This window comes from Curtobacterium sp. NPDC090217 (assembly GCF_044746705.1).
GTDB lineage: Bacteria > Actinomycetota > Actinomycetes > Actinomycetales > Microbacteriaceae > Curtobacterium.
In genome coordinates this window covers 1-18,996 of the sequence record NZ_JBIVCR010000001.1, presented here as the reverse complement: position 1 = coordinate 18,996, position 18,996 = coordinate 1, and the positions used below count along the sequence as shown (strand labels likewise).

General features: G+C 70.3%; 17 protein-coding genes. 16 read left to right on the top strand and 1 reads right to left on the bottom strand.

Translation table 11 applies throughout. The annotated features are described in order from the left end of the window. Positions 1-64 precede the first annotated feature (64 nt). Positions 65-1,429 carry a phosphotransferase gene (locus ACIPJ2_RS00085; protein WP_402727053.1) on the top strand — a complete coding sequence of 455 codons (1,365 nt, stop codon included), beginning with the start codon at positions 65-67 and terminating at the stop codon, positions 1,427-1,429. A gap of 66 nt (positions 1,430-1,495) precedes the next feature. Here the strand turns inward: ACIPJ2_RS00085 and ACIPJ2_RS00080 are convergent, their stop codons facing one another. Then, positions 1,496-1,855, bottom strand: a complete 360-nt coding sequence (locus ACIPJ2_RS00080) for a DUF1844 domain-containing protein (RefSeq protein ID WP_281265756.1) — start codon at positions 1,853-1,855, stop codon at positions 1,496-1,498. 298 nt (positions 1,856-2,153) lie between these two features. Here ACIPJ2_RS00080 and infC point away from each other — a divergent pair, with 298 nt between their 5' ends. From infC to tyrS, 15 genes are all read left to right on the top strand, one after another. Next, positions 2,154-2,825: a translation initiation factor IF-3 gene (infC, locus tag ACIPJ2_RS00075; protein WP_402727052.1), complete on the top strand. Its 672-nt coding sequence runs from the start codon at positions 2,154-2,156 to the stop codon at positions 2,823-2,825. Positions 2,826-2,901: 76 nt separating this feature from the next. After that, positions 2,902-3,096 (top strand): 50S ribosomal protein L35, encoded by a 195-nt coding sequence (gene rpmI, locus ACIPJ2_RS00070; RefSeq protein WP_065961871.1) that lies wholly within the window; start codon positions 2,902-2,904, stop codon positions 3,094-3,096. Positions 3,097-3,123: 27 nt separating this feature from the next. Further along, positions 3,124-3,510 carry a 50S ribosomal protein L20 gene (gene rplT, locus ACIPJ2_RS00065; RefSeq protein ID WP_144759956.1) on the top strand — a complete coding sequence of 129 codons (387 nt, stop codon included), beginning with the start codon at positions 3,124-3,126 and terminating at the stop codon, positions 3,508-3,510. A gap of 74 nt (positions 3,511-3,584) precedes the next feature. Next, complete coding sequence (locus ACIPJ2_RS00060) at positions 3,585-4,448, top strand: TrmH family RNA methyltransferase (protein ID WP_402727051.1); 864 nt, start codon at positions 3,585-3,587, stop codon at positions 4,446-4,448. 88 nt (positions 4,449-4,536) lie between these two features. After that, on the top strand, positions 4,537-5,577 hold the full coding sequence (gene pheS / locus ACIPJ2_RS00055; RefSeq protein WP_402727050.1) for a phenylalanine--tRNA ligase subunit alpha: 1,041 nt from the start codon (positions 4,537-4,539) through the stop codon (positions 5,575-5,577). Further along, a complete protein-coding gene (gene pheT, locus ACIPJ2_RS00050; protein WP_402727049.1) occupies positions 5,577-8,069 on the top strand; it encodes a phenylalanine--tRNA ligase subunit beta in 2,493 nt (830 codons plus the stop codon). Before pheS ends, pheT begins: the two co-directional genes overlap by 1 nt. 76 nt (positions 8,070-8,145) lie before the next feature. Then, positions 8,146-9,243 carry an N-acetyl-gamma-glutamyl-phosphate reductase gene (locus ACIPJ2_RS00045; RefSeq protein WP_402727048.1) on the top strand — a complete coding sequence of 366 codons (1,098 nt, stop codon included), beginning with the start codon at positions 8,146-8,148 and terminating at the stop codon, positions 9,241-9,243. Between the two features lie 53 nt (positions 9,244-9,296). Continuing rightward, a complete protein-coding gene (gene argJ / locus ACIPJ2_RS00040; RefSeq protein WP_402728291.1) occupies positions 9,297-10,457 on the top strand; it encodes a bifunctional glutamate N-acetyltransferase/amino-acid acetyltransferase ArgJ in 1,161 nt (386 codons plus the stop codon). Next, positions 10,457-11,479, top strand: a complete 1,023-nt coding sequence (gene argB / locus ACIPJ2_RS00035; RefSeq protein ID WP_402727047.1) for an acetylglutamate kinase — start codon at positions 10,457-10,459, stop codon at positions 11,477-11,479. The genes argJ and argB overlap by 1 nt, the downstream gene beginning before the upstream one ends. Next, on the top strand, positions 11,476-12,702 hold the full coding sequence (locus ACIPJ2_RS00030) for an acetylornithine transaminase (RefSeq protein WP_402727046.1): 1,227 nt from the start codon (positions 11,476-11,478) through the stop codon (positions 12,700-12,702). Before argB ends, ACIPJ2_RS00030 begins: the two co-directional genes overlap by 4 nt. Beyond that, positions 12,699-13,676: an ornithine carbamoyltransferase gene (gene argF / locus ACIPJ2_RS00025; protein WP_402727045.1), complete on the top strand. Its 978-nt coding sequence runs from the start codon at positions 12,699-12,701 to the stop codon at positions 13,674-13,676. Before ACIPJ2_RS00030 ends, argF begins: the two co-directional genes overlap by 4 nt. An 8-nt stretch (positions 13,677-13,684) precedes the next feature. Then, the gene (locus ACIPJ2_RS00020) at positions 13,685-14,872 is read left to right on the top strand and encodes an argininosuccinate synthase (RefSeq protein WP_402727044.1); all 1,188 of its coding nucleotides are present in this window, start codon (positions 13,685-13,687) and stop codon (positions 14,870-14,872) included. A 74-nt stretch (positions 14,873-14,946) separates the two neighbouring features. Then, positions 14,947-16,392 carry an argininosuccinate lyase gene (gene argH, locus ACIPJ2_RS00015; protein WP_402727043.1) on the top strand — a complete coding sequence of 482 codons (1,446 nt, stop codon included), beginning with the start codon at positions 14,947-14,949 and terminating at the stop codon, positions 16,390-16,392. Further along, the gene (locus ACIPJ2_RS00010) at positions 16,389-17,051 is read left to right on the top strand and encodes a DNA-3-methyladenine glycosylase (RefSeq protein ID WP_402727042.1); all 663 of its coding nucleotides are present in this window, start codon (positions 16,389-16,391) and stop codon (positions 17,049-17,051) included. The genes argH and ACIPJ2_RS00010 overlap by 4 nt, the downstream gene beginning before the upstream one ends. A gap of 61 nt (positions 17,052-17,112) precedes the next feature. Continuing rightward, positions 17,113-18,429, top strand: coding sequence for a tyrosine--tRNA ligase (tyrS, locus tag ACIPJ2_RS00005; RefSeq protein ID WP_402727041.1), 1,317 nt, complete (start codon positions 17,113-17,115; stop codon positions 18,427-18,429). The last annotated feature ends 567 nt before the right edge of the window (positions 18,430-18,996 follow it).

The following is an 18,996-nucleotide window of genomic DNA, read 5'->3' as shown; positions in this document are numbered from 1 at the left end:
TCGAAGTCGCGCGTTGTGGAGGACCTGGGACGGCGACCCGAGCGCTCGCGTAGCCTCCTGACGCATGAGCGACGTCGCACAGTGGATGGCCCGCCAACGTTGGTACGCCGCGAAGGGCGGGACGCCGAACCTCCGGACGATCGCCCGGACCGACGACACCACCGACGGGGCGCAGATCACCACCCGGTTCGTGATCGACGACGCCCGGACCGGGGCCGTGCTGTACCAGGTGCCCACGACGGAGCACGCGCACGCGGTGGCCGGTCTGGAGCACGCGCGCATCGACACGGAAGACGCCGGAGACGCCGACGCGCCAGGCGCAGCCCCCGACGCGCCAGGCGCAGCCCCCGACGCGCCAGACGCGACCACGACCTACGACGGCCCCCACGACCCCGCCTACGCCCGCTGGCTCCTCGCGCAGATCGACGCCGGCGCCGAGTCCCTCACCCCGGTCGGCCGCGTCCGCAGCGCCCGGGTCCTCCGCGGCGAGCAGTCGAACACCTCGATCATCTGCGAGACCGAGCACAACGGCACCGTCATCGTGAAGGTCTTCCGGGTGCTGCACCACGGCGACAACCCCGACGTCACGACCCAGCAGGCACTCTCGGCCGCGGGCTCGTCACGCGTCCCGAAGGTCTTCGGCGCCCTCCGCGGCGAGTGGCCGGACGTCGGACGCGCCGACGGTGTGGCGAGTGGCCACCTGGCCTTCGCACAGGAGTTCCTCCCCGGCCTCGACGACGCCTGGCGGGTGGCGCTCGACGACGCCCGCCGAGGCGACTCCTTCGCGGCAGGAGCTGACCGGCTCGGCGCGGCGCTCGCCGACGTGCACGTGACCCTCGCGGGCGTGATGCCGACCGAGCCCGCGACCCCTGACCGCATCCGGACCGCGGTCGACACCATGCACGCCCGGCTCGAGGCCGCCGCCGCCGAGGCGCCGGAGATCGCCGAACACGCCGACGCCGTCCGAGCGGTCTACGCGAGGGCCGCCGACGTCGCGTGGCCGCCGCTCCAGCGGATCCACGGGGACCTGCACCTCGGGCAGGTGCTGTCCGCGCCGGAGCCGCGTGGATGGGTGTTCCTCGACTTCGAGGGCGAGCCGCTCCGACCGCTCCACGAGCGTTCGCTGCCGGACGTGCCACTCCGTGACGTCGCCGGCATGCTGCGCTCGTTCGACTACGTCGCCGGAGCCCTCGCGCACGACGACGACCCGGTCGACGCCGGGGCGTGGGCGCACGAGGCCCGCGCAGCGTTCCTCGACGGCTACGAACGGGGCATCGGCGTCGACCTCCGCGCACACCGCGAGGTCCTCGACGCCTTCGAGATCGACAAGGCCGTCTACGAGGTGGTCTACGAGGCGCGGAACCGCCCGACCTGGGTCGGCATCCCGGTGGCGGCCGTGACGCGCCTGGCCGCGCGCTCCGCGCACTGACCAGGACCACACGACGGACGGGAGGCTCGTGGCGACGCCGCCACGGGCCTCCCGTCCGTCACGTCGTCAGTTGACGGGACCCGTGTACTTCTCGCCGGGACCGGCGCCCGGCGCGTCCGGGATGGCCGATGCCTCGCGGAAGGCGAGCTGCACCGAGCGGAGCCCGTCGCGCAGCGGGCGGGCGTGGTGGTCGCCGATCTCGGTGGCGGCCGCGGTGACCAGGCCGGCCAGGGCGGTGATGAGCTTGCGCGCCTCGTCGAGGTCGGTCTGCTCCTGCGGATCGTCCGCCAGTCCGACCTTCACGGCGGCGGCGCTCAGCAGGTGCACGGCCACCGTGTTGATCAGTTCGACGGCCGGTACCTCCGAGATGTCCCGGGCGGCGTCGTCGGCGTCGTCGACGGGGATGTTGGGCGGGGTGTCGGTCACGGTGCTCCTCTGTTAGACTATTCGCGGCAGATGCTGTCCGTGTGCCCGGAACGATTCGCGAGAACCAGACCGGACCGGCGGACAACATCACGAAGAGGAGTCACTCCCACCCGCGGCCACGAACCACCAGGCTACCGGGTCACCACCGCTCCGCCGAGCGCCAGCGTTCGGCAGTCCGGCACGACTGGCAGCGTCCAGTGGTGCAGGAGTCGGGCGGCTGCCGAACGGGTCCCGATCCGTGCGTCAGATCTCCTCTCGTGCCGTCGTCCAGGCAAACGCCCCGGACGGCCATCACTGATTGAAGGAGCTCCGCATTCCCGATCCCCGTACCAACGACCGAATCCGCGTCCCCGAGGTCCGTCTTGTCGGACCCCAGGGCGAGCAGGTCGGCGTTGTCCCCATCGCCGTCGCACTGCGCCTCGCGCAGGAAGCCGAGCTGGATCTGGTCGAGGTCGCGCCGAACTCGAAGCCGCCCGTGGCCAAGATCATGGACTACGGCAAGTTCAAGTACGAAGCCGCTCAGAAGGCCAAGGAAGCCCGTCGCAACCAGGTGAACACGGACCTGAAAGAGGTCCGTTTCCGCCTGAAGATCGACGTGCACGACTACGAGACGAAGCGCAAGCGCGCCGAGGGCTTCCTCCTCGGTGGCGACAAGGTGAAGGCGATGATCCTCTTCCGTGGTCGCGAGCAGTCGCGTCCGGAACAGGGTGTCCGACTCCTGCAGAAGTTCGCCGAGGAGATCGCCGAGTTCGGCGTCGTCGAATCGCGTCCGACGCAGGACGGCCGGAACATGACGATGATCATCGCTCCGCTCAAGAACAAGTCCGACGTCAAGGGCGAGCAGAACGCCAAGCGCGCGGCCGAGAAGGCCGAGCGTCGTGCGTCGGAGCACGCCTCGAAGGCGAAGCCGGACGACGCGGCACCTGCCGAGTCGAAGGAAACGGCACCCGCCGAGACCCCGGCCGAATAGGTCAGGGCCCACGCGGGCCCTCCAGACCCACCCGCAATGGCGCGGCCCCCCATCCATCCCACGGAAAGGCACCACCATGCCCAAGCAGAAGACCCACTCCGGGTCGAAGAAGCGCTTCAAGGTCACCGGCAGCGGCAAGATCATGAAGCAGCAGGCCGGTATGCGTCACAACCTCGAGGTCAAGTCTGCCAAGCGCAAGGCTCGCCTCAACGAGGACCAGGTCCTCTCGAAGGCCGACGCGAAGAACGTCAAGAAGCTCCTCGGCCACTGAGCCCCCGGATCGTAAAGGAATAGTGCAATGGCACGAGTAAAGAGAGCGGTCAACGCCGCCAAGAAGCGTCGCGTCGTCCTCGAGCGCGCCGAGGGCTACCGCGGCCAGCGTTCGCGTCTGTACCGCAAGGCCAAGGAGCAGGTCACCCACTCCCTCGTCTACGCGTACCGCGACCGTCACGCGAAGAAGGGCGAGTTCCGTCGCCTCTGGATCCAGCGCATCAACGCTGCGTCCCGCGCCAACGGCCTGACCTACAACCGCCTCATCCAGGGCCTCAACCTGGCCGGCGTCGAGGTCGACCGTCGCATCCTCGCCGACCTCGCCGTGAACAACGCCGACACCTTCGCCGCGCTCGTCGAGACGGCCAAGAAGGCCCTGCCGGCCGACACCTCGGCCCCGAAGGCCGCAGCGTAGTCGTCACTGCCCTCACCGAAGCCCCCGTTCCGTCCGCGGACCGGGGGCTTCGTGCATGCTGCGACACTTGTGGCGTGACTGATCTCCTCGAGAACCCCCGTGCCGGCCGCGTCAAGGCCGTCGCCGCCCTGTCCAAGAAGGACCAGCGTGCCGAGACGGGCCTGTTCCTGCTCGAGGGGCCGCAGGCCGTCCGCGAGGCGATCGAGTACGCGCCGGAGCTCCTCCGCGAGCTCTACGTCACGCCGACCGCAGCAGAGCGGTACGACCTGCACGACGCGCCGGTGGACACCTGGTTCGTCACCGAGCAGGTGCTCGCCGCGATGGCCGACACGGTCACCCCGCAGGGCGTCGTCGCGGTCTGCCAGCAGTTCCCGACGTCGGTCCGGCAGGTCTTCCCCGACCCCGGTGCGACCGGTTCCGTCGGCGTCGGCCTGGAGGCTCGGGTCGACCCAGCCACGAACCGTCCGTTGCCGGGACTGGTCGCGATCCTCGAAGAGGTGCGGGACCCGGGGAACGCCGGCACGATCATCCGCGCCGCCGACTCCGCCGGCGCGGACGCGGTCGTCCTGACCGGCCGCAGCGTCGACCCGTACAACCCGAAGGTGGTCCGCTCGACGACCGGGTCCCTCTTCCACGTGCCGGTGTCGGTCGGCGTCTCGCTCGTCGACGCCGTGTCCCGTGCGCGCGCGCTCGGGTACACGATCCTGGCCGCCGACGTCTCGGGCGACGACCTCCCGCAGGTCCGCGCGGAGGGGCTGCTCGACGGACCGACCGCGTGGGTCTTCGGGAACGAGGCCCGCGGCCTCACCGCCGAGGACCTGGCACTGGTCGACCGGGCCGTCAAGGTCCCGATCTACGGCGCGGCCGAGTCGATGAACCTCGCCACCGCGGCGTCGGTCTGCCTGTACGAGTCGGCGTTCGCGCTCCGGACCGCCTAGTCCTCCGCAATCGGTCTGGGGGCCGCTCTGTTCACGGACCGTGCAGGACAGAACGGCGGTATCCCAGGGGCCGGTAGGATCGGTTGCTGTGTCAGAACCTCTCGAGATCAGCGAATCGGCGGTCGCCGACGCGGTCGACGCGGCCCTCGCTGCAGTCCGCGCCGCGACGACGGTCGCCGAACTGAAGCAGGCCAGGGCCGAGCACACGGGCGAACAGTCCGTGCTCGCGCGCATGAACGCCTCGATGCGCAGTGTGCCGCCGGAGCAGAAGGCCCAGGCCGGCAAGCTCGTCGGGCAGGCGCGGGGCCGCGTGAACGGTGCGGTCGCCGAGCAGGAGTCCGTGCTGGCCGAGGCCGAGGAGCGTTCCAGGCTCGAGGCCGAACGCGTCGACGTGACCGCGCTGCCGTCCACCCGTACGCCCGGCTCCCGCCACCCGCTCTCGCTCCTGAACGAAGCCGTCGCTGACATCTTCGTCGGCATGGGGTGGGAAGTGGCAGAAGGCCCGGAGCTCGAGCACGAGTGGTTCAACTTCGACGCGCTGAACTTCGACGAGGACCACCCCGCGCGCGCCATGGCCGACACGATCTTCGTCGAACCAGTGGACCGGCACCTCGTGATGCGCACCCACACCTCGCCGGTGCAGGTGCGGTCGCTGCTGTCGCGCGAACTGCCGCTCTACGTCATCGCTCCCGGGCGCGTGTACCGCGCGGACGAGCTCGACGCGACGCACCTGCCGGTGTTCACCCAGGTCGAGGGCATCGCGATCGACAAGGGTCTGACGATGGCGCACCTGCGCGGCACGCTGGAGCACTTCGCGCGCCAGGTCTTCGGCGCGGAGGCACAGATCCGTCTGCGTCCGAACTACTTCCCGTTCACCGAGCCGTCCGCCGAGATGGACGTCTGGCAGCCGAACGCCAAGGGTGGCGCACGGTGGGTCGAGTGGGGCGGCTGCGGCATGGTCAACCCGAACGTCCTGCGCTCCGCCGGCATCGATCCCGACGAGTACCAGGGCTTCGCGTTCGGCATGGGCATCGAGCGGACCCTGCAGTTCCGCAACGGCCTGAACGACATGCGTGACTTCCTCGAGGGCGACCTCCGCTTCTCGCAGCAGTTCGGAACGGTGGTCTGATGCGCGTCCCACTCCGTTGGCTCGGTGAGTCGGTCGACCTCCCCGAGGACGTCACCCTCGAGCACGTCCACGCGGCGCTGGTGTCGGTCGGTTTCGAAGAAGAAGCGGTCCACACGTTCGACCTGACCGGGCCCGTCGTGGTCGGTCGGGTGCTCGAGCGCGTCCCGGAGCCGCAGAAGAACGGCAAGACCATCAACTGGTGCCAGGTGGACGTCGGCGAGTCCGAGCCCCGCGGCATCGTCTGCGGCGCGCACAACTTCGACGTGGGCGACCTCGTCGTCGTCACGCTCCCCGGTGCCGTGCTCCCCGGACCGTTCCCGATCGCCGCGCGCAAGACCTACGGCCACGTGTCCGACGGCATGATCGCCTCGGCGCGCGAGCTCGGACTCGGCGACGAGCACGACGGCATCCTGCGCTTCGCGGAACTCGGGATGGAGCCGCAGGTCGGACAGGACGCGATCGCGCTCCTCGGCCTCGACGACGCCGCCGTCGAGATCAACGTGACGCCGGACCGTGGGTACGCCCTGAGCATGCGCGGTGTCGCACGGGAGTACGCGCACGCCACCGGTGCCTCGTTCCACGACCCCGTCGACCGCGTCGCTCCCCGCAGCGGCGAGGGCTTCACGGTGTCGATCTCCGACGACGCCCCGATCCGCGGCCGCGTCGGTGCGAGCACGTTCGTGACCCGGGTGGTCCGCGGTGTCGACGCCACCCGGCCGACACCGGCCTGGATGGTGTCTCGACTGGCCCTCGCGGGTGTGCGCTCGATCTCGCTGCCCGTCGACATCACGAACTACGTCATGTTCGAGCTCGGCCAGCCGCTGCACGGGTACGACCTGTCGACGGTCGTCGGCGGGCTCGGCGTCCGTCGTGCGGCCGCGGGGGAGACCCTGACCACGCTCGACGACGTCACCAGGAAGCTCGACCCGGAAGACCTCGTCATCACCGACGACCAGGGCCCCGTCGGCCTCGCCGGGGTGATGGGCGGCGCCCGCACCGAGATCACGGCGTCGACCACCGACGTCCTGATCGAGGCCGCCGGCTTCGACCAGGTGTCGATCGCACGCACCGCCCGTCGGCACAAGCTCCCGAGCGAGGCGTCCCGGCGGTTCGAGCGCGGTGTCGACCCGCTCGTCGCCGAAGCCGCTGCCAACCGTGCCGTCGAGCTCCTCGTCGAGCTCGCCGGCGGCACGGCGGACGCCCTCGGGTCGACGCTCGTCGACGACGCGTCCCGCCCGGCCGTCACGATGCGGCTGTCCCGCGCCGAGGAACTCATCGGCGTCCCCTACACGGACGCCGAGGTCATCGACACGCTGCGCGCGATCGGTGCCTCGGTGGAGGCCGACGGCGAGCAGCTCGTCGTCACGGCACCCACCTGGCGCCCGGACCTCACCGACGACACCACGCTGGTGGAAGAGGTCGCCCGCATCGTCGGCTACGACCGCATCCCGAGCGTCCTGCCCGTCGCTCCGCCCGGACGCGGCCTCACGACACACCAGAAGGCACTCCGTCGCGTCGCCGCAGCGCTCGCTGCCGACGGCCTCGTCGAGGTCGTCACGGCTCCGTTCGTGTCCGCAGCGACGACCGCCGCCTACCCGGGGATCGACCCGGCCGGCGGACCGAGCGTCGCGCTCGCGAACGCCCTCGACAGCGAGCAGAGCCTCCTCCGCCGGAGCGGTCTCCCCGCGCTCGTCGACGTCGCGCGCCGCAACGTGTCCCGCGGGCTCGTCGACGTCGCCGTGTACGAGACCTCACGCGTGTTCCTGCCGGTCGACGGCACCGAGCTCGGCACCACCGCGGTCCCGGCCGGAGCCGCGCACCCCGGCGCAGAGACGCTCCGTGCGCTCGACGCCGCACTGCCGGCGCAGCCGTTCCACGTGTCAGCGCTCCTCACCGGGAACCGCGTCGTCAAGCAGCCCGGCGTGCAACCGGAGCCGTTCGGCATCGCGGACGCCCTCGACGTCGCACGCACCGCGGCGTGGGCAGCCGGCACCGAGCTCACGGTCGCGCAGACCACGCACCCGTCGCTGCACCCCGGCCGTGCGGCGTCGCTGCTCGTCGGTGACGTCGTCGTCGGTGTCGCGGGGGAGCTCCTGCCCGAGCTGACCGCCGCTGCGGACCTGCCCCGGGTCGTCGCGGTCGTCGAGCTCGACCTCGACGCACTCGTCGGAGCCGTGCCCGAGATCCCCGCCGTCGCACCGATCGTGACCTACCCGGCGGCGACGCAGGACCTCTCGTTGGTGGTCGGCATCGACGTTCCGGCGGGTGATGTGCTCGACGTCGTCCGGACTGGTGCCGGAGAACTGTTGGAGTATGCTCGCCTCGTGGATGACTACCGGGGCTCCGGCGTGGACGAGGGACAGAAGTCCCTGACGTTCGCGCTGCGCTTCCGTGCCACGGACCGCACCCTGACCGCTGCCGAGGCCTCTGAGGCCCGTGACGGCGCCGTCCGACGTGCCGGCGAGCGATTCGGGGCGACCCTGCGCGACTGATCCCACTGGGACCAGCACCGCCCGGGGCCGCCGCCTCCGATCTCTCGACGAACAGTCCGACCTAAGGTGGAATCCCATGTCCGTATCCGTCGCCGTGGCGGGAGCCAGCGGCTACGCGGGCGGTGAGCTGCTGCGCATCCTCTCCGCACATCCCGAGTTCGACGTCAGGACGGTGACGGCGTTCTCGAACGCCGGACAGCCGCTCATCGCGACGCAGCCCCACCTCCGTTCGCTGTCGCACCTGACGTTGATCGAGACGACGGCGGAGAACCTCCGCGGGCACGACGTGGTGTTCCTGGCGCTGCCGCACGGACAGTCCGGCGCGATCACGGCGGAGCTCGACGCGGACACGCTCGTCGTCGACTGCGGCGCCGATCACCGGCTGACGGACCCGGCGGCCTGGGAAGCGTTCTACGGCGGCGACTACTTCGGCGCGTGGACCTACGGGCTGCCGGAACTCCTGCACGCAGCGCCGAAGCCGGGGTCAGCAGAGGAATGGCGCGACGTCGACGACATCGTCGCGCAGGGTCGGCAGCGGGTCGAGCTCGCGAACACCAAGCGGATCGCCGTTCCCGGATGCAACGTCACCGCGGTCACGCTCGGCATCCAGCCGGGCGTCCAGGCCGGTCTCGTCCAGGCGGACGACATCGTGGCGGTGCTCAGCGTCGGGCCGTCGGGGGCGGGCAAGAAGCTCGCGACGACCTACCTCGCGTCGGAGATCATGGGCTCTGCCAGCGCGTACGCCGTCGGCGGGAAGCACCGGCACATCCCGGAGATCCAGCAGAACCTGCGCGCGGCAGGGGCCTCGGACGTGACCATCTCCTTCACGCCGGTCCTCGTGCCGATGTCCCGTGGCATCCTCGCGACGACGACCGCCAAGCTCGCGCCCGGCGTCACCGCACGTGACGTCCGCCTCGCCTGGGAGCAGGCGTACGCGGACGAGCCGTTCGTGCACCTGCTGCCCGAGGGTGAATTCCCGCGGGTCGCGGACACCATCGGTGCGAACACCGCGCTCGTCGGCATCGCCGTCGACGAAGCCGCCGGCCGTGTCGTCGCGGTCAGCGCCCTCGACAACCTCGCCAAGGGGACCGGCGGCGCCGCGGTGCAGTCGGCGAACATCGCCCTCGGCCTGCCGGAGACACTCGGCCTCAGCGTGGACGGAGTCGCACCGTGACGGACGCGAGCAAGCAGGGCCAGGCCGAACCGAGCCTCCAGGCCGGACCCGATCTGCAGGGCGTGACCGCTGCTGCCGGCTTCCGCGCCGCCGGCGCGACCGCCGGACTCAAGGCGAGCGGAACGCCGGACGTGGCACTCGTCGTGAACGACGGTCCAGAATCGGCCGTCGCCGCGGTGTTCACCAGCAATCGCGCACAGGCCCATCCGGTGATCTGGTCCCGCCAGGTCGTCGGCGACGGCATCGCGAGGGCGGTGTTCCTCAACTCCGGCGGCGCGAACTGCTTCACCGGACCGTTCGGGTTCCAGACCACCCACATGACCGCAGAAGCGGTCGGCGAGTCACTCGGCATCGGAGCCGGCGACGTCGTCGTCTGCTCGACCGGGTTGATCGGCGTCGGCGACCAGACGTTCCGCGACCACGTGCTGCACGGCGTCGCGCTCACGAAGGACGCTCTGACCGAGACCGGCGGCCCTGACGCCGCGACCGCGATCATGACGACCGACACCAAGGCGAAGCAGGCCGTCGCCACGGAAGACGGCTGGACCGTCGGCGGCATGGCCAAGGGCGCCGGGATGCTCGCCCCGGGGCTCGCGACGATGCTCGTCGTCATCACGACCGACGCACTCCTCCGCTCCGAGGATCTCGACCAGGCGCTCCGTGCGGCGACGCGCGTCACCTTCGACCGCGTCGACTCCGACGGCTGCATGTCGACCAACGACACCGTCGTGCTCATGTCGTCCGGGGCCTCGGGCGTGACGCCGGAGGTCGGCGACTTCCAGGAAGCCCTGACAGCGGTCTGCGCGGACCTCGCTCGGCAGCTCCAGCAGGACGCCGAGGGCGCGAGCCACGACATCGCGATCCACGTGGTCGGCGCCGCCAGCGAGGACGACGCCGTCACGGTCGGCCGCAGCGTCGCCCGGAACAACCTCTTCAAGGCCGCGGTGTTCGGCAACGACCCCAACTGGGGCCGGGTACTCGCGGCGATCGGCACGACCGACGCCGAGTTCGACCCGTACGCGGTCGACGTCTCGATGAACGGCGTCCGGGTCTGCCACGCCGGCGCTCCCGACCGCCCGAGCGACGAGGTCGACCTCACCCCACGTGACACCGACGTGCTCATCGACCTCGGGGTGGGGCCGTTCGCGGCGACCATCCTGACGAACGACCTGACGCACGACTACGTCCACGAGAACAGCGCGTACTCCAGCTGATGGCCGACGACAGCATCCTCTCGAAGGAAGAAGAGCACGAGCTCGCGACCGTCAAGGCCGCGACCCTCATCGAGTCCCTGCCGTGGCTCAAGCGGTTCTCGGGCAAGATCGTCGTCGTCAAGTTCGGCGGCAACGCGATGGTGAACGCCGACCTCAAGCGCGCGTTCGCCGAGGACATGGTCTACCTCCGCTACGCCGGTCTGCACCCCGTCGTCGTGCACGGCGGCGGCCCGCAGATCTCCGCAGCGCTCAAGGAACAGGGCATCCAGTCGGAGTTCCGCGGCGGCTACCGCGTGACGACGACCGAGGCGATCACCGTCGTCCGTGACGTCCTCGCCGGAGAGGTCAACCGCGAGATCGTCGACCTGATGAACGAGCACGGCGACGGCATCGGCGTCGGGGTGTTCGGCGACGGCGGGTCACTGTTCACGGGCGAGAAGAAGGGCGTCGTCGTGGACGGCGAGCACTTCGACCTCGGCCACGTCGGTGACATCACGCACGTCGACCCGTCCGGCGTCCTCGCAGCGATCCGCGCGAACCAGATCCCCGTCGTGTCGAGCATCGCGATCGACGACGCCCACCCAGACCAGGCGCTCAACGTGAACGCCGACGCCGCAGCGGCAGCGCTCGCGATCGCCCTCGGCGCGTCGAAGCTCATGATGCTGACCGACGTCCCTGGCCTGTACCGCAACTGGCCGGACCGGGACTCGATCATCGACCTCATCGCGGTCGAGGAACTCCGCGAGCTGCTCCCGACACTCGAGTCGGGGATGATCCCGAAGATGACCGCGTGCCTGGACGCCGTCGTCGGCGGGGTCGGCGGCGCGACGATCATCGACGGCCGGATCCCGCACTCGATCCTCCTCGAGGTCTTCACGCTCCGTGGCGCGGGCACCGAGGTGATCCCGGACCCGAGCCGACGGACCGAGAACCAGAACACCCACGCCGAGATCGGCCGACGCGGCCCGGCGGTCACGCACGACACCACGCACGGCACGAACACGAAGGGACCCGCACGGTGAACACCGAGACGCAGACCGAGACCTGGAACGACCGGTTCGGGGCGTCGCTGATGCGATCCCTGACCCCGCCGAAGGTCATGCTCGAGCGCGGGTCGGGCTGCCGCGTGTGGGACGTCGACGGCAAGGAGTACCTCGACTTCCTCGCCGGTATCGCGGTGAACTCCCTCGGGCACGCGCACCCCGTCCTCGTCGAGGCGATCGCCGACCAGGCCGCCAAACTCGTGCACGTGTCGAACTACTTCGCGACGCCCCCGCAGCTCGAGCTCGCCGAGCGGCTGAAGCGCATCACCGGCGCCGGCGACGCGGGTCGCGTGTACTTCGGTAATTCCGGTGCCGAGGCGAACGAGGCCGCGTTCAAGCTCGCCCGGCTGAACAAGGGTGCTGATGGTCGGAAGACCCGGATCCTCGCACTCAAGCAGGGCTTCCACGGCCGCACGATGGGTGCGCTCGCGCTCACCGGCAAGCCCGCACTGCAAGAGGACTTCCTGCCGATGATCCCGGGGGTCGACCACGTCGACACCACGATCGAGGCGCTCGAGCACGCGATCGACGACACCGTCGCGGCGCTCATCCTCGAGCCGATCAAGGGCGAGGCCGGCGTCGTCGACCTTCCAGACGGGTTCCTCGCCGCCGCTCGTCGCTTGACCGAGGAGCACGGCGCGCTGCTCATCCTCGACGAGATCCAGACCGGTGTCGGCCGGACGGGGTCGTGGTTCGCGTTCCAGCACCTCGGGGTCGTCCCCGATGCCATCACGATCGCGAAGGGCATCGCGGGCGGGTTCCCGATCGGGGCGCTCGTGACCTTCGGTCGCGCCTCGGAGCTCTTCTCTGCCGGGCAGCACGGCTCGACCTTCGGTGGCAACCCGCTCGGCACCCGTGTCGCGAACGCGGTCCTCGGCGAGATCGAGGACGCCGGTCTCGTCGACGCCGCCCTGGTCAAGGGGGAGCGGATCCGTGCGGGCATCGCCGCGATCGCCTCGCCGCTGGTCGAGGAGATCCGCGGGCGCGGCCTGCTCATCGGGGTCGGGCTGCACCGCCCCGTCGCGGCCGCCATCTCGGCTGCCGCACTCGAGCGGGGTCTCATCGTGAACGCCCCCAACGAGGCGAGCCTGCGCATCGCGCCGCCGCTCATCGTGTCCGACGCCGAGATCGACGAGTTCCTGTCGATCCTCGCCCAGAGCATGGCGGCCGTCGAGGGCGCCGACCAGGAGACCTCCGCATGACCCGCCACTTCCTCCGCGACGACGACCTCTCGCAGGCCGAGCAGTCCGCCATCCTCGACCTCGCGGTCGGGATGAAGCGCGACCGCTGGGGCGCGAAGCCGCTCGCGGGCCCGCAGAGCGTCGCCGTGATCTTCGACAAGTCGTCGACGCGCACCCGGGTGTCCTTCCACGTCGGGATCAGCGACCTGGGTGGCAGCCCGCTCATCATCTCGACGGCGAACAGCCAGCTCGGCGGCAAGGAGACCCCGTCCGACACGGCCCGTGTGCTCGAGCGCATGGTGTCGGCCATCGTCTGGCGCACCTACGGTCAGGCCGGACTCGAGGAGATGGCGGAAGGCACCACGGTCCCCGTCGTCAACGCCTTGTCCGACGACTTCCACCCGTGCCAGCTGCTCGCCGACCTCCTGACGATCCGTGAGCACCGCGGTGCACTCGCCGGACAGACGGTCGCCTTCGTCGGCGACGGCGCGAGCAACATGGCGCAGTCGTACCTGCTCGCCGGAGCCACCGCGGGCATGCACGTCCGTGTCGGTTCTCCCGCTGCGTTCTCGCCGGCCGTCGACGTCGTGTCGGACGCCGAACGCCGGGCTGCCGAGACCGGTGGATCGGTGCTCGTGGTGAGCGACCCGGTCGCCGCCGTGGCCGGCGCGGACGTCGTCGTGACGGACACCTGGGTGTCGATGGGCAAGGAGGACGAGAAGCAGCAGCGTCTCGACACCTTCAACGGGTACCGCGTCGACGACGCGATGATGGAGCACGCAGCGGACGACGCCGTGTTCATGCACTGCCTGCCGGCCGACCGTGGGTACGAGGTCACCGCCGACGTGATCGACGGTCCGCGCAGCATCATCTGGGACGAGGCGGAGAACCGCCTGCACGCCCAGAAGGCACTCCTCGCCTGGCTCCTCGCCGCCAACACGGCGACCGCGGCGAACACGGCGACCGCGGCGACCGCCGCGAACACGGGCGCCTAGGAGCACCCGTGGCAGACCGCGTCGTCCTGGCCTACTCCGGCGGACTCGACACGTCCGTCGGCATCGGCTGGCTGCGCGAGGCCACCGGCAAGGACGTGGTGGCGCTGACGGTCGACGTCGGTCAGGGCGGTGACGACCTGCAGACGGTCCGCCGACGCGCCCTCGACTGCGGCGCGGTGGAGGCTGTGGTCATCGACGCGAAGGACGAGTTCGCCGACGAGTACGTCGTGCCCGCGATCAAGGCGAACGCGCTCTACCAGAAGCGGTACCCACTGGTCTCCGCCCTGAGCCGCCCGCTCATCGCGAAGCACCTCGCGGCCACGGCGAAGCAGCTCGGCGCGGACACCGTCGCGCACGGGTGCTCCGGGAAGGGCAACGACCAGGTCCGCTTCGAGGCGGCGGTGGCCGCGATCGCCCCCGAGCTGACGTCGATCGCCCCGGTCCGTGACCTCGCGCTGACCAGGGACGAGGCGATCGCCTACGCCGAAGCGCACAGCCTTCCGATCCGCCATCGCAGCGACTCGGTCGACCAGAACGTGTGGGGACGCGCGGTGGAGGCCGCTTCCCTCGAGGACCCGTGGACCGCCCCGACCGAGGACCTCTACGCGTCCACGCAGGACCCGACGCTGCCACGTGACCCGGACGAGGTCACGATCACGTTCGAGCAGGGCGTCCCGGTCGCCATCGACGGTCAGCGCTTCAGCGTGCTGCGCATCGTCCAGGAGCTGAACGCCCTGGCCGGCCGGCACGGTGTCGGTCGCATCGACGTCCTCGAAGACCGCCTCGTGGGCATCAAGTCGCGCGAGGTGTACGAGGCCCCTGCGGCGATCGCGCTCATCGCCGCGCACGAGGAACTCGAGAGCCTCACCCTCGAGCGTGACGTCGCCCGCTACAAGCGCAGGGTCGAGGCCGACTGGGCCGAGCTGGTCTACGACGGGCTCTGGTTCGGAGGCCTCAAGCGGGGTCTCGACGCGTTCATCGACCACACCCAGCAGCACGTGTCCGGGGACGTCCGACTGCAGCTCCACGGTGGCCGTGCGACGGTCACGGGGCGCCGCTCCGAGCAGAGTCTCTACGACTTCGAGCTCGCGACGAACGACGCGGGCGACACCTTCGACCAGGAGCAGGCGAAGGGCTTCATCGACATCTGGTCGCTCCCGAGCCGCATCGCGGCCCGCCGCGACCGCGCCAACTGAACACCGCGCGGCGACCGCGCCGCACCCGCCGCGACCGCCCCAACTGACCCACCGAAGGACGAACGCAGGACGACATGACGGACCAGACGAACGCCAAGACCGACGCCACGAACACCGGCGCATTGTGGGGCGCCCGCTTCGCGGACGGCCCGAGCGCCGAGCTCGCCGCCCTGTCGAAGTCCACGCACTTCGACTGGCAGCTCGCGCCGTACGACATCGCCGGTTCCCGGGCCCACGCCCGCGCCCTGCACACGGCCGGGTACCTGACCGCCGACGAGCTCGAGCAGATGACCGCCGGCCTCGACCGCCTGGAGCAGGCACACGCCACGGGTGAGCTGCAGCCCGCCGACAGCGACGAGGACGTCCACGGCGCGCTGGAACGCCTGCTCATCGCCGACCTCGGCCCCGAGCTCGGGGGCAAGCTCCGCGCCGGCCGCAGCCGGAACGACCAGATCGCCACCCTCGGCCGGATGCACATGCTCGACCACGGGCGCCGTATCGGCCGCCTGGTGATCGACCTGGTCGACGCGATCAGCCAGCAGGCGAGCGAACACCCGGCGGCGATCATGCCCGGCCGCACGCACCTGCAGCACGCCCAGCCCGTGCTCCTCGCGCACCACCTCCTCGCACACGCCTGGCCCCTGGTGCGCGACCTCGAGCGACTCCGCGACTGGTCCACCCGCGCGAGCGTCAGCCCGTACGGCGCCGGCGCCCTCGCCGGCAGCTCCCTCGGACTCGACCCCGCGTCGATCGCCCGCGAGCTCGGGTTCGACCGCCCGGCGGAGAACTCGATCGACGCCACCGCTGCCCGCGACACCGTCGCGGAGTTCGCGTTCGTCCTGGCGCAGATCGGTATCGACGTGTCGCGCCTCGCCGAAGAGGTCATCCTCTGGAACACGAAGGAGTTCGGCTTCGTGCGGTTGCACGACGCGTTCTCCACCGGGTCGAGCATCATGCCGCAGAAGAAGAACCCGGACATCGCCGAGCTGGCACGCGGCAAGTCCGGTCGACTCGTCGGCAACCTGACCGGCCTCCTGACCACGCTCAAGGGCCTCCCGCTCGCGTACAACCGCGACCTGCAAGAGGACAAGGAGCCCGTCTTCGACTCGGTCGCCACGCTCGAGGTCCTGCTGCCGGCGTTCACCGGCATGATCGCGACGCTGACGTTCGACACCGAGCGCATGGGCGACCTGGCACCGCAGGGCTTCTCGCTCGCGACCGACGTCGCCGAGTGGCTCGTCCGCCAGGGCGTCCCGTTCCGCGACGCGCACGAGATCTCGGGCTCCCTGGTCCGGTACTGCGAGGAGCGCGGCATCGAGCTCGACGACCCGTCCGACGACGAGTACCTCGCCGTCTCCGAGCACCTCACCCCCGGCGTCCGCGCCGTCCTCACCATCGAGGGCAGCACGTCGTCTCGCTCGGGCGTCGGCGGGACGGCCCCGGATCGCGTCGCCGAGCAGCTCACGGGCCTGACGCAGCGTGTCCACGACCTGGCGAGCGGGGCGCCCTTCACCCGATGACGGCGGGCCTCCTCGCGCTCCTGGCGGAGCCGGCACCGGTCTCCGCGCCGGCACTGCTCGGTGCGACGCTCACGGGTCGAGGCGTGACGATCCGCATCACCGAGGTCGAGGCGTACTTCGGCCCGACCGACCCCGGTTCACACGGGCACCGTGGGATGACCGAGCGGAACAGGCAACTGTTCGGCCCGCCCGGCACCCTCTACGCGTACCGCTCGTACGGCATCCACACGTGCGTCAACGTCGTCAGCGGACCGGCCGGGACGTCGTCCGGATCGCTCCTCCGTGGTGCCGAGGTCGTCGAGGGCATCGACGTCGCCCGCGAGCGGCGGGGCCCGTCAGTGTCGGACGTGCAGCTGGCGCGTGGACCCGGCAACCTCGGCAGCGCGCTCGGTGCGGTCCTCGGCACGGACGACGGCTCCTCCGTCACGGACGGTCGCGGCCCGTACGTGCTCGCCCTGGCACCCGGCCTGGAGGATCGGCTCGCCTCCGACGGACCGGCTGCGGTCCTCGCGGGGCTGGCTGCCGACCCGCTGATCGGTCGCGGGCCGCGCACCGGGGTCGCCGGCATCGCCGGCGGTGCCGGCTTCCCCTGGCGTTTCTGGCTGCCCGGTGAGCCCACGGTCTCGACGTACCGACGGCACCAGCGCGCCCTCGACTGACGGACCAGCACCGGGCCTCCAGTGTGCCGAGTGCGTCACCGGCCGCCGCTACGATGGCTGGGTGTCCAGTGATACCGCTCCCGATGTCCTGACACGCCAGCAGAACGATCCCACCTTCGCCTCGGTGTGGGACGAACTGCGCTGGCGTGGTCTGGTGCACGTCTCGACCGACGAGACCGCACTCAAAGAGGCCCTCGACGGCGAGCCGATCACCTACTACTGCGGCTTCGACCCGACGGCTCCGTCACTGCACTGCGGCAACCTGCTCCAGCTCCTGACGATGCGGCGACTGCAGCTCGCGGGGCACAAGCCCCTCGCACTGGTCGGCGGTTCGACCGGCCTGATCGGTGATCCGCGGCCCACCGCGGAGCGCACCCTGAACACCCGCGAGACCGTGTCCGAGTGGGTCGCCCGCTTGCAGGAGCAGGTGTCGCGGTTCCTCAGCCCGGACGGCGACAACGGCGTGCGCCTCGTGAACAACCTCGACTGGACGTCGCCGATGTCCGCGATCGACTTCCTCCGCGACGTCGGCAAGTACTTCCGCGTCAACTCGATGCTCAAGAAGGACGCGGTCGCTGCCCGGCTCAACTCGGACGCCGGGATCAGCTACACGGAGTTCAGCTACCAGATCCTGCAGGGGATGGACTACCGCGAGCTGTTCCGGCAGTACGGGTGCACGCTGCAGACGGGTGGCTCCGACCAGTGGGGCAACCTGACCTCGGGGACGGAGCTCATCCGTCGGGCCGAAGGTGCCACGGTGCACGCGATGGGGACGCCCCTCATCACGAACTCCGACGGCACGAAGTTCGGCAAGAGCGAGGGCAACGCCATCTGGCTCGACGCCGACATGACGTCGCCGTACGCGCTGTACCAGTTCTGGCTCAACACCACCGATGCCGACGTCGTCGACCGCCTGCAGAAGTTCACCTTCCTGTCGAGGGCCGAGATCGAACGGCTCGAGCAGGCGGTGGCCGATGAACCGTTCCGGCGCGAGGCCCAGCGGACCCTCGCGTTCGAGGTGACGTCGATCGTGCACGGCGTCCCGGCGACCCAGGCGGCGATCGATGCCTCGGCGGCGTTGTTCGGCAACGGTGACCTGGAGGCGCTCGACGAACCCACGCTCCGGTCCGCGATCGCGGAACTCCCCGGGTCGATCTCGCTCGCGCCGGATGCCGACCTGGCGAAGGCGCTCGTCGAGACCGAGCTGGTGAAGTCCCTCGGGGAAGCCCGACGTGCCATCGACCAAGGCGGCGTCTACGTGAACAACGCCCGAGCCGACGACCCGACGGCCCCGCTGTCCGACCTCGCCCTGCCCGGGGGAGTGCTCGTGCTCCGTCGTGGCAAGAAGACCCTCGCCGGCGTGACCCTCGTCGGCTGATCCACCCGGACGCGCGAAGCCCGGTTCCACGGGTGTGGGACCGGGCTTCCGTGCGTCCCGGGTGACGTGTTGCACGATGCGACACGCCCGGGATGTGGCCCGTCTTGGCGCACCCGTCCAGCGCTGCGTATAGTTCTTACTCGTCACCCCAAAGGTGCGGCGGAGCGGCTGGAGCGAAAGCCCAGAGCACGTCGGCCCTCAAGCGGGACCATCCTCCACTGGAGTTCAGATCCGGCCTTGCGCTGGACGGCTTCGACGCCTAGGATGACTACTCCACCGGTTCTCTCCCCTCGGGGATGAGCCTACTGGACCTCGAGTCCGACGACACCGGTGGTCAAACCAAGAACGAATGCCTCTCTGGCGGAACCTTTTTCGGGGTCGAGCGGGGAGTGCGTCTGGTCCTTGAGAACTCAACAGCGTGCACATTGTCAATGCCAATTTATTGACCCCGTTGCCTTCACTTGTGGAGGTACGGAGACAATTCCTTTTGGATTGAAGATTGTCAGTAGACAGTCAACAGTCAAGATCAACTCGCTGGCACTTCGGTGTTGGTTGTAATTTTTTTAC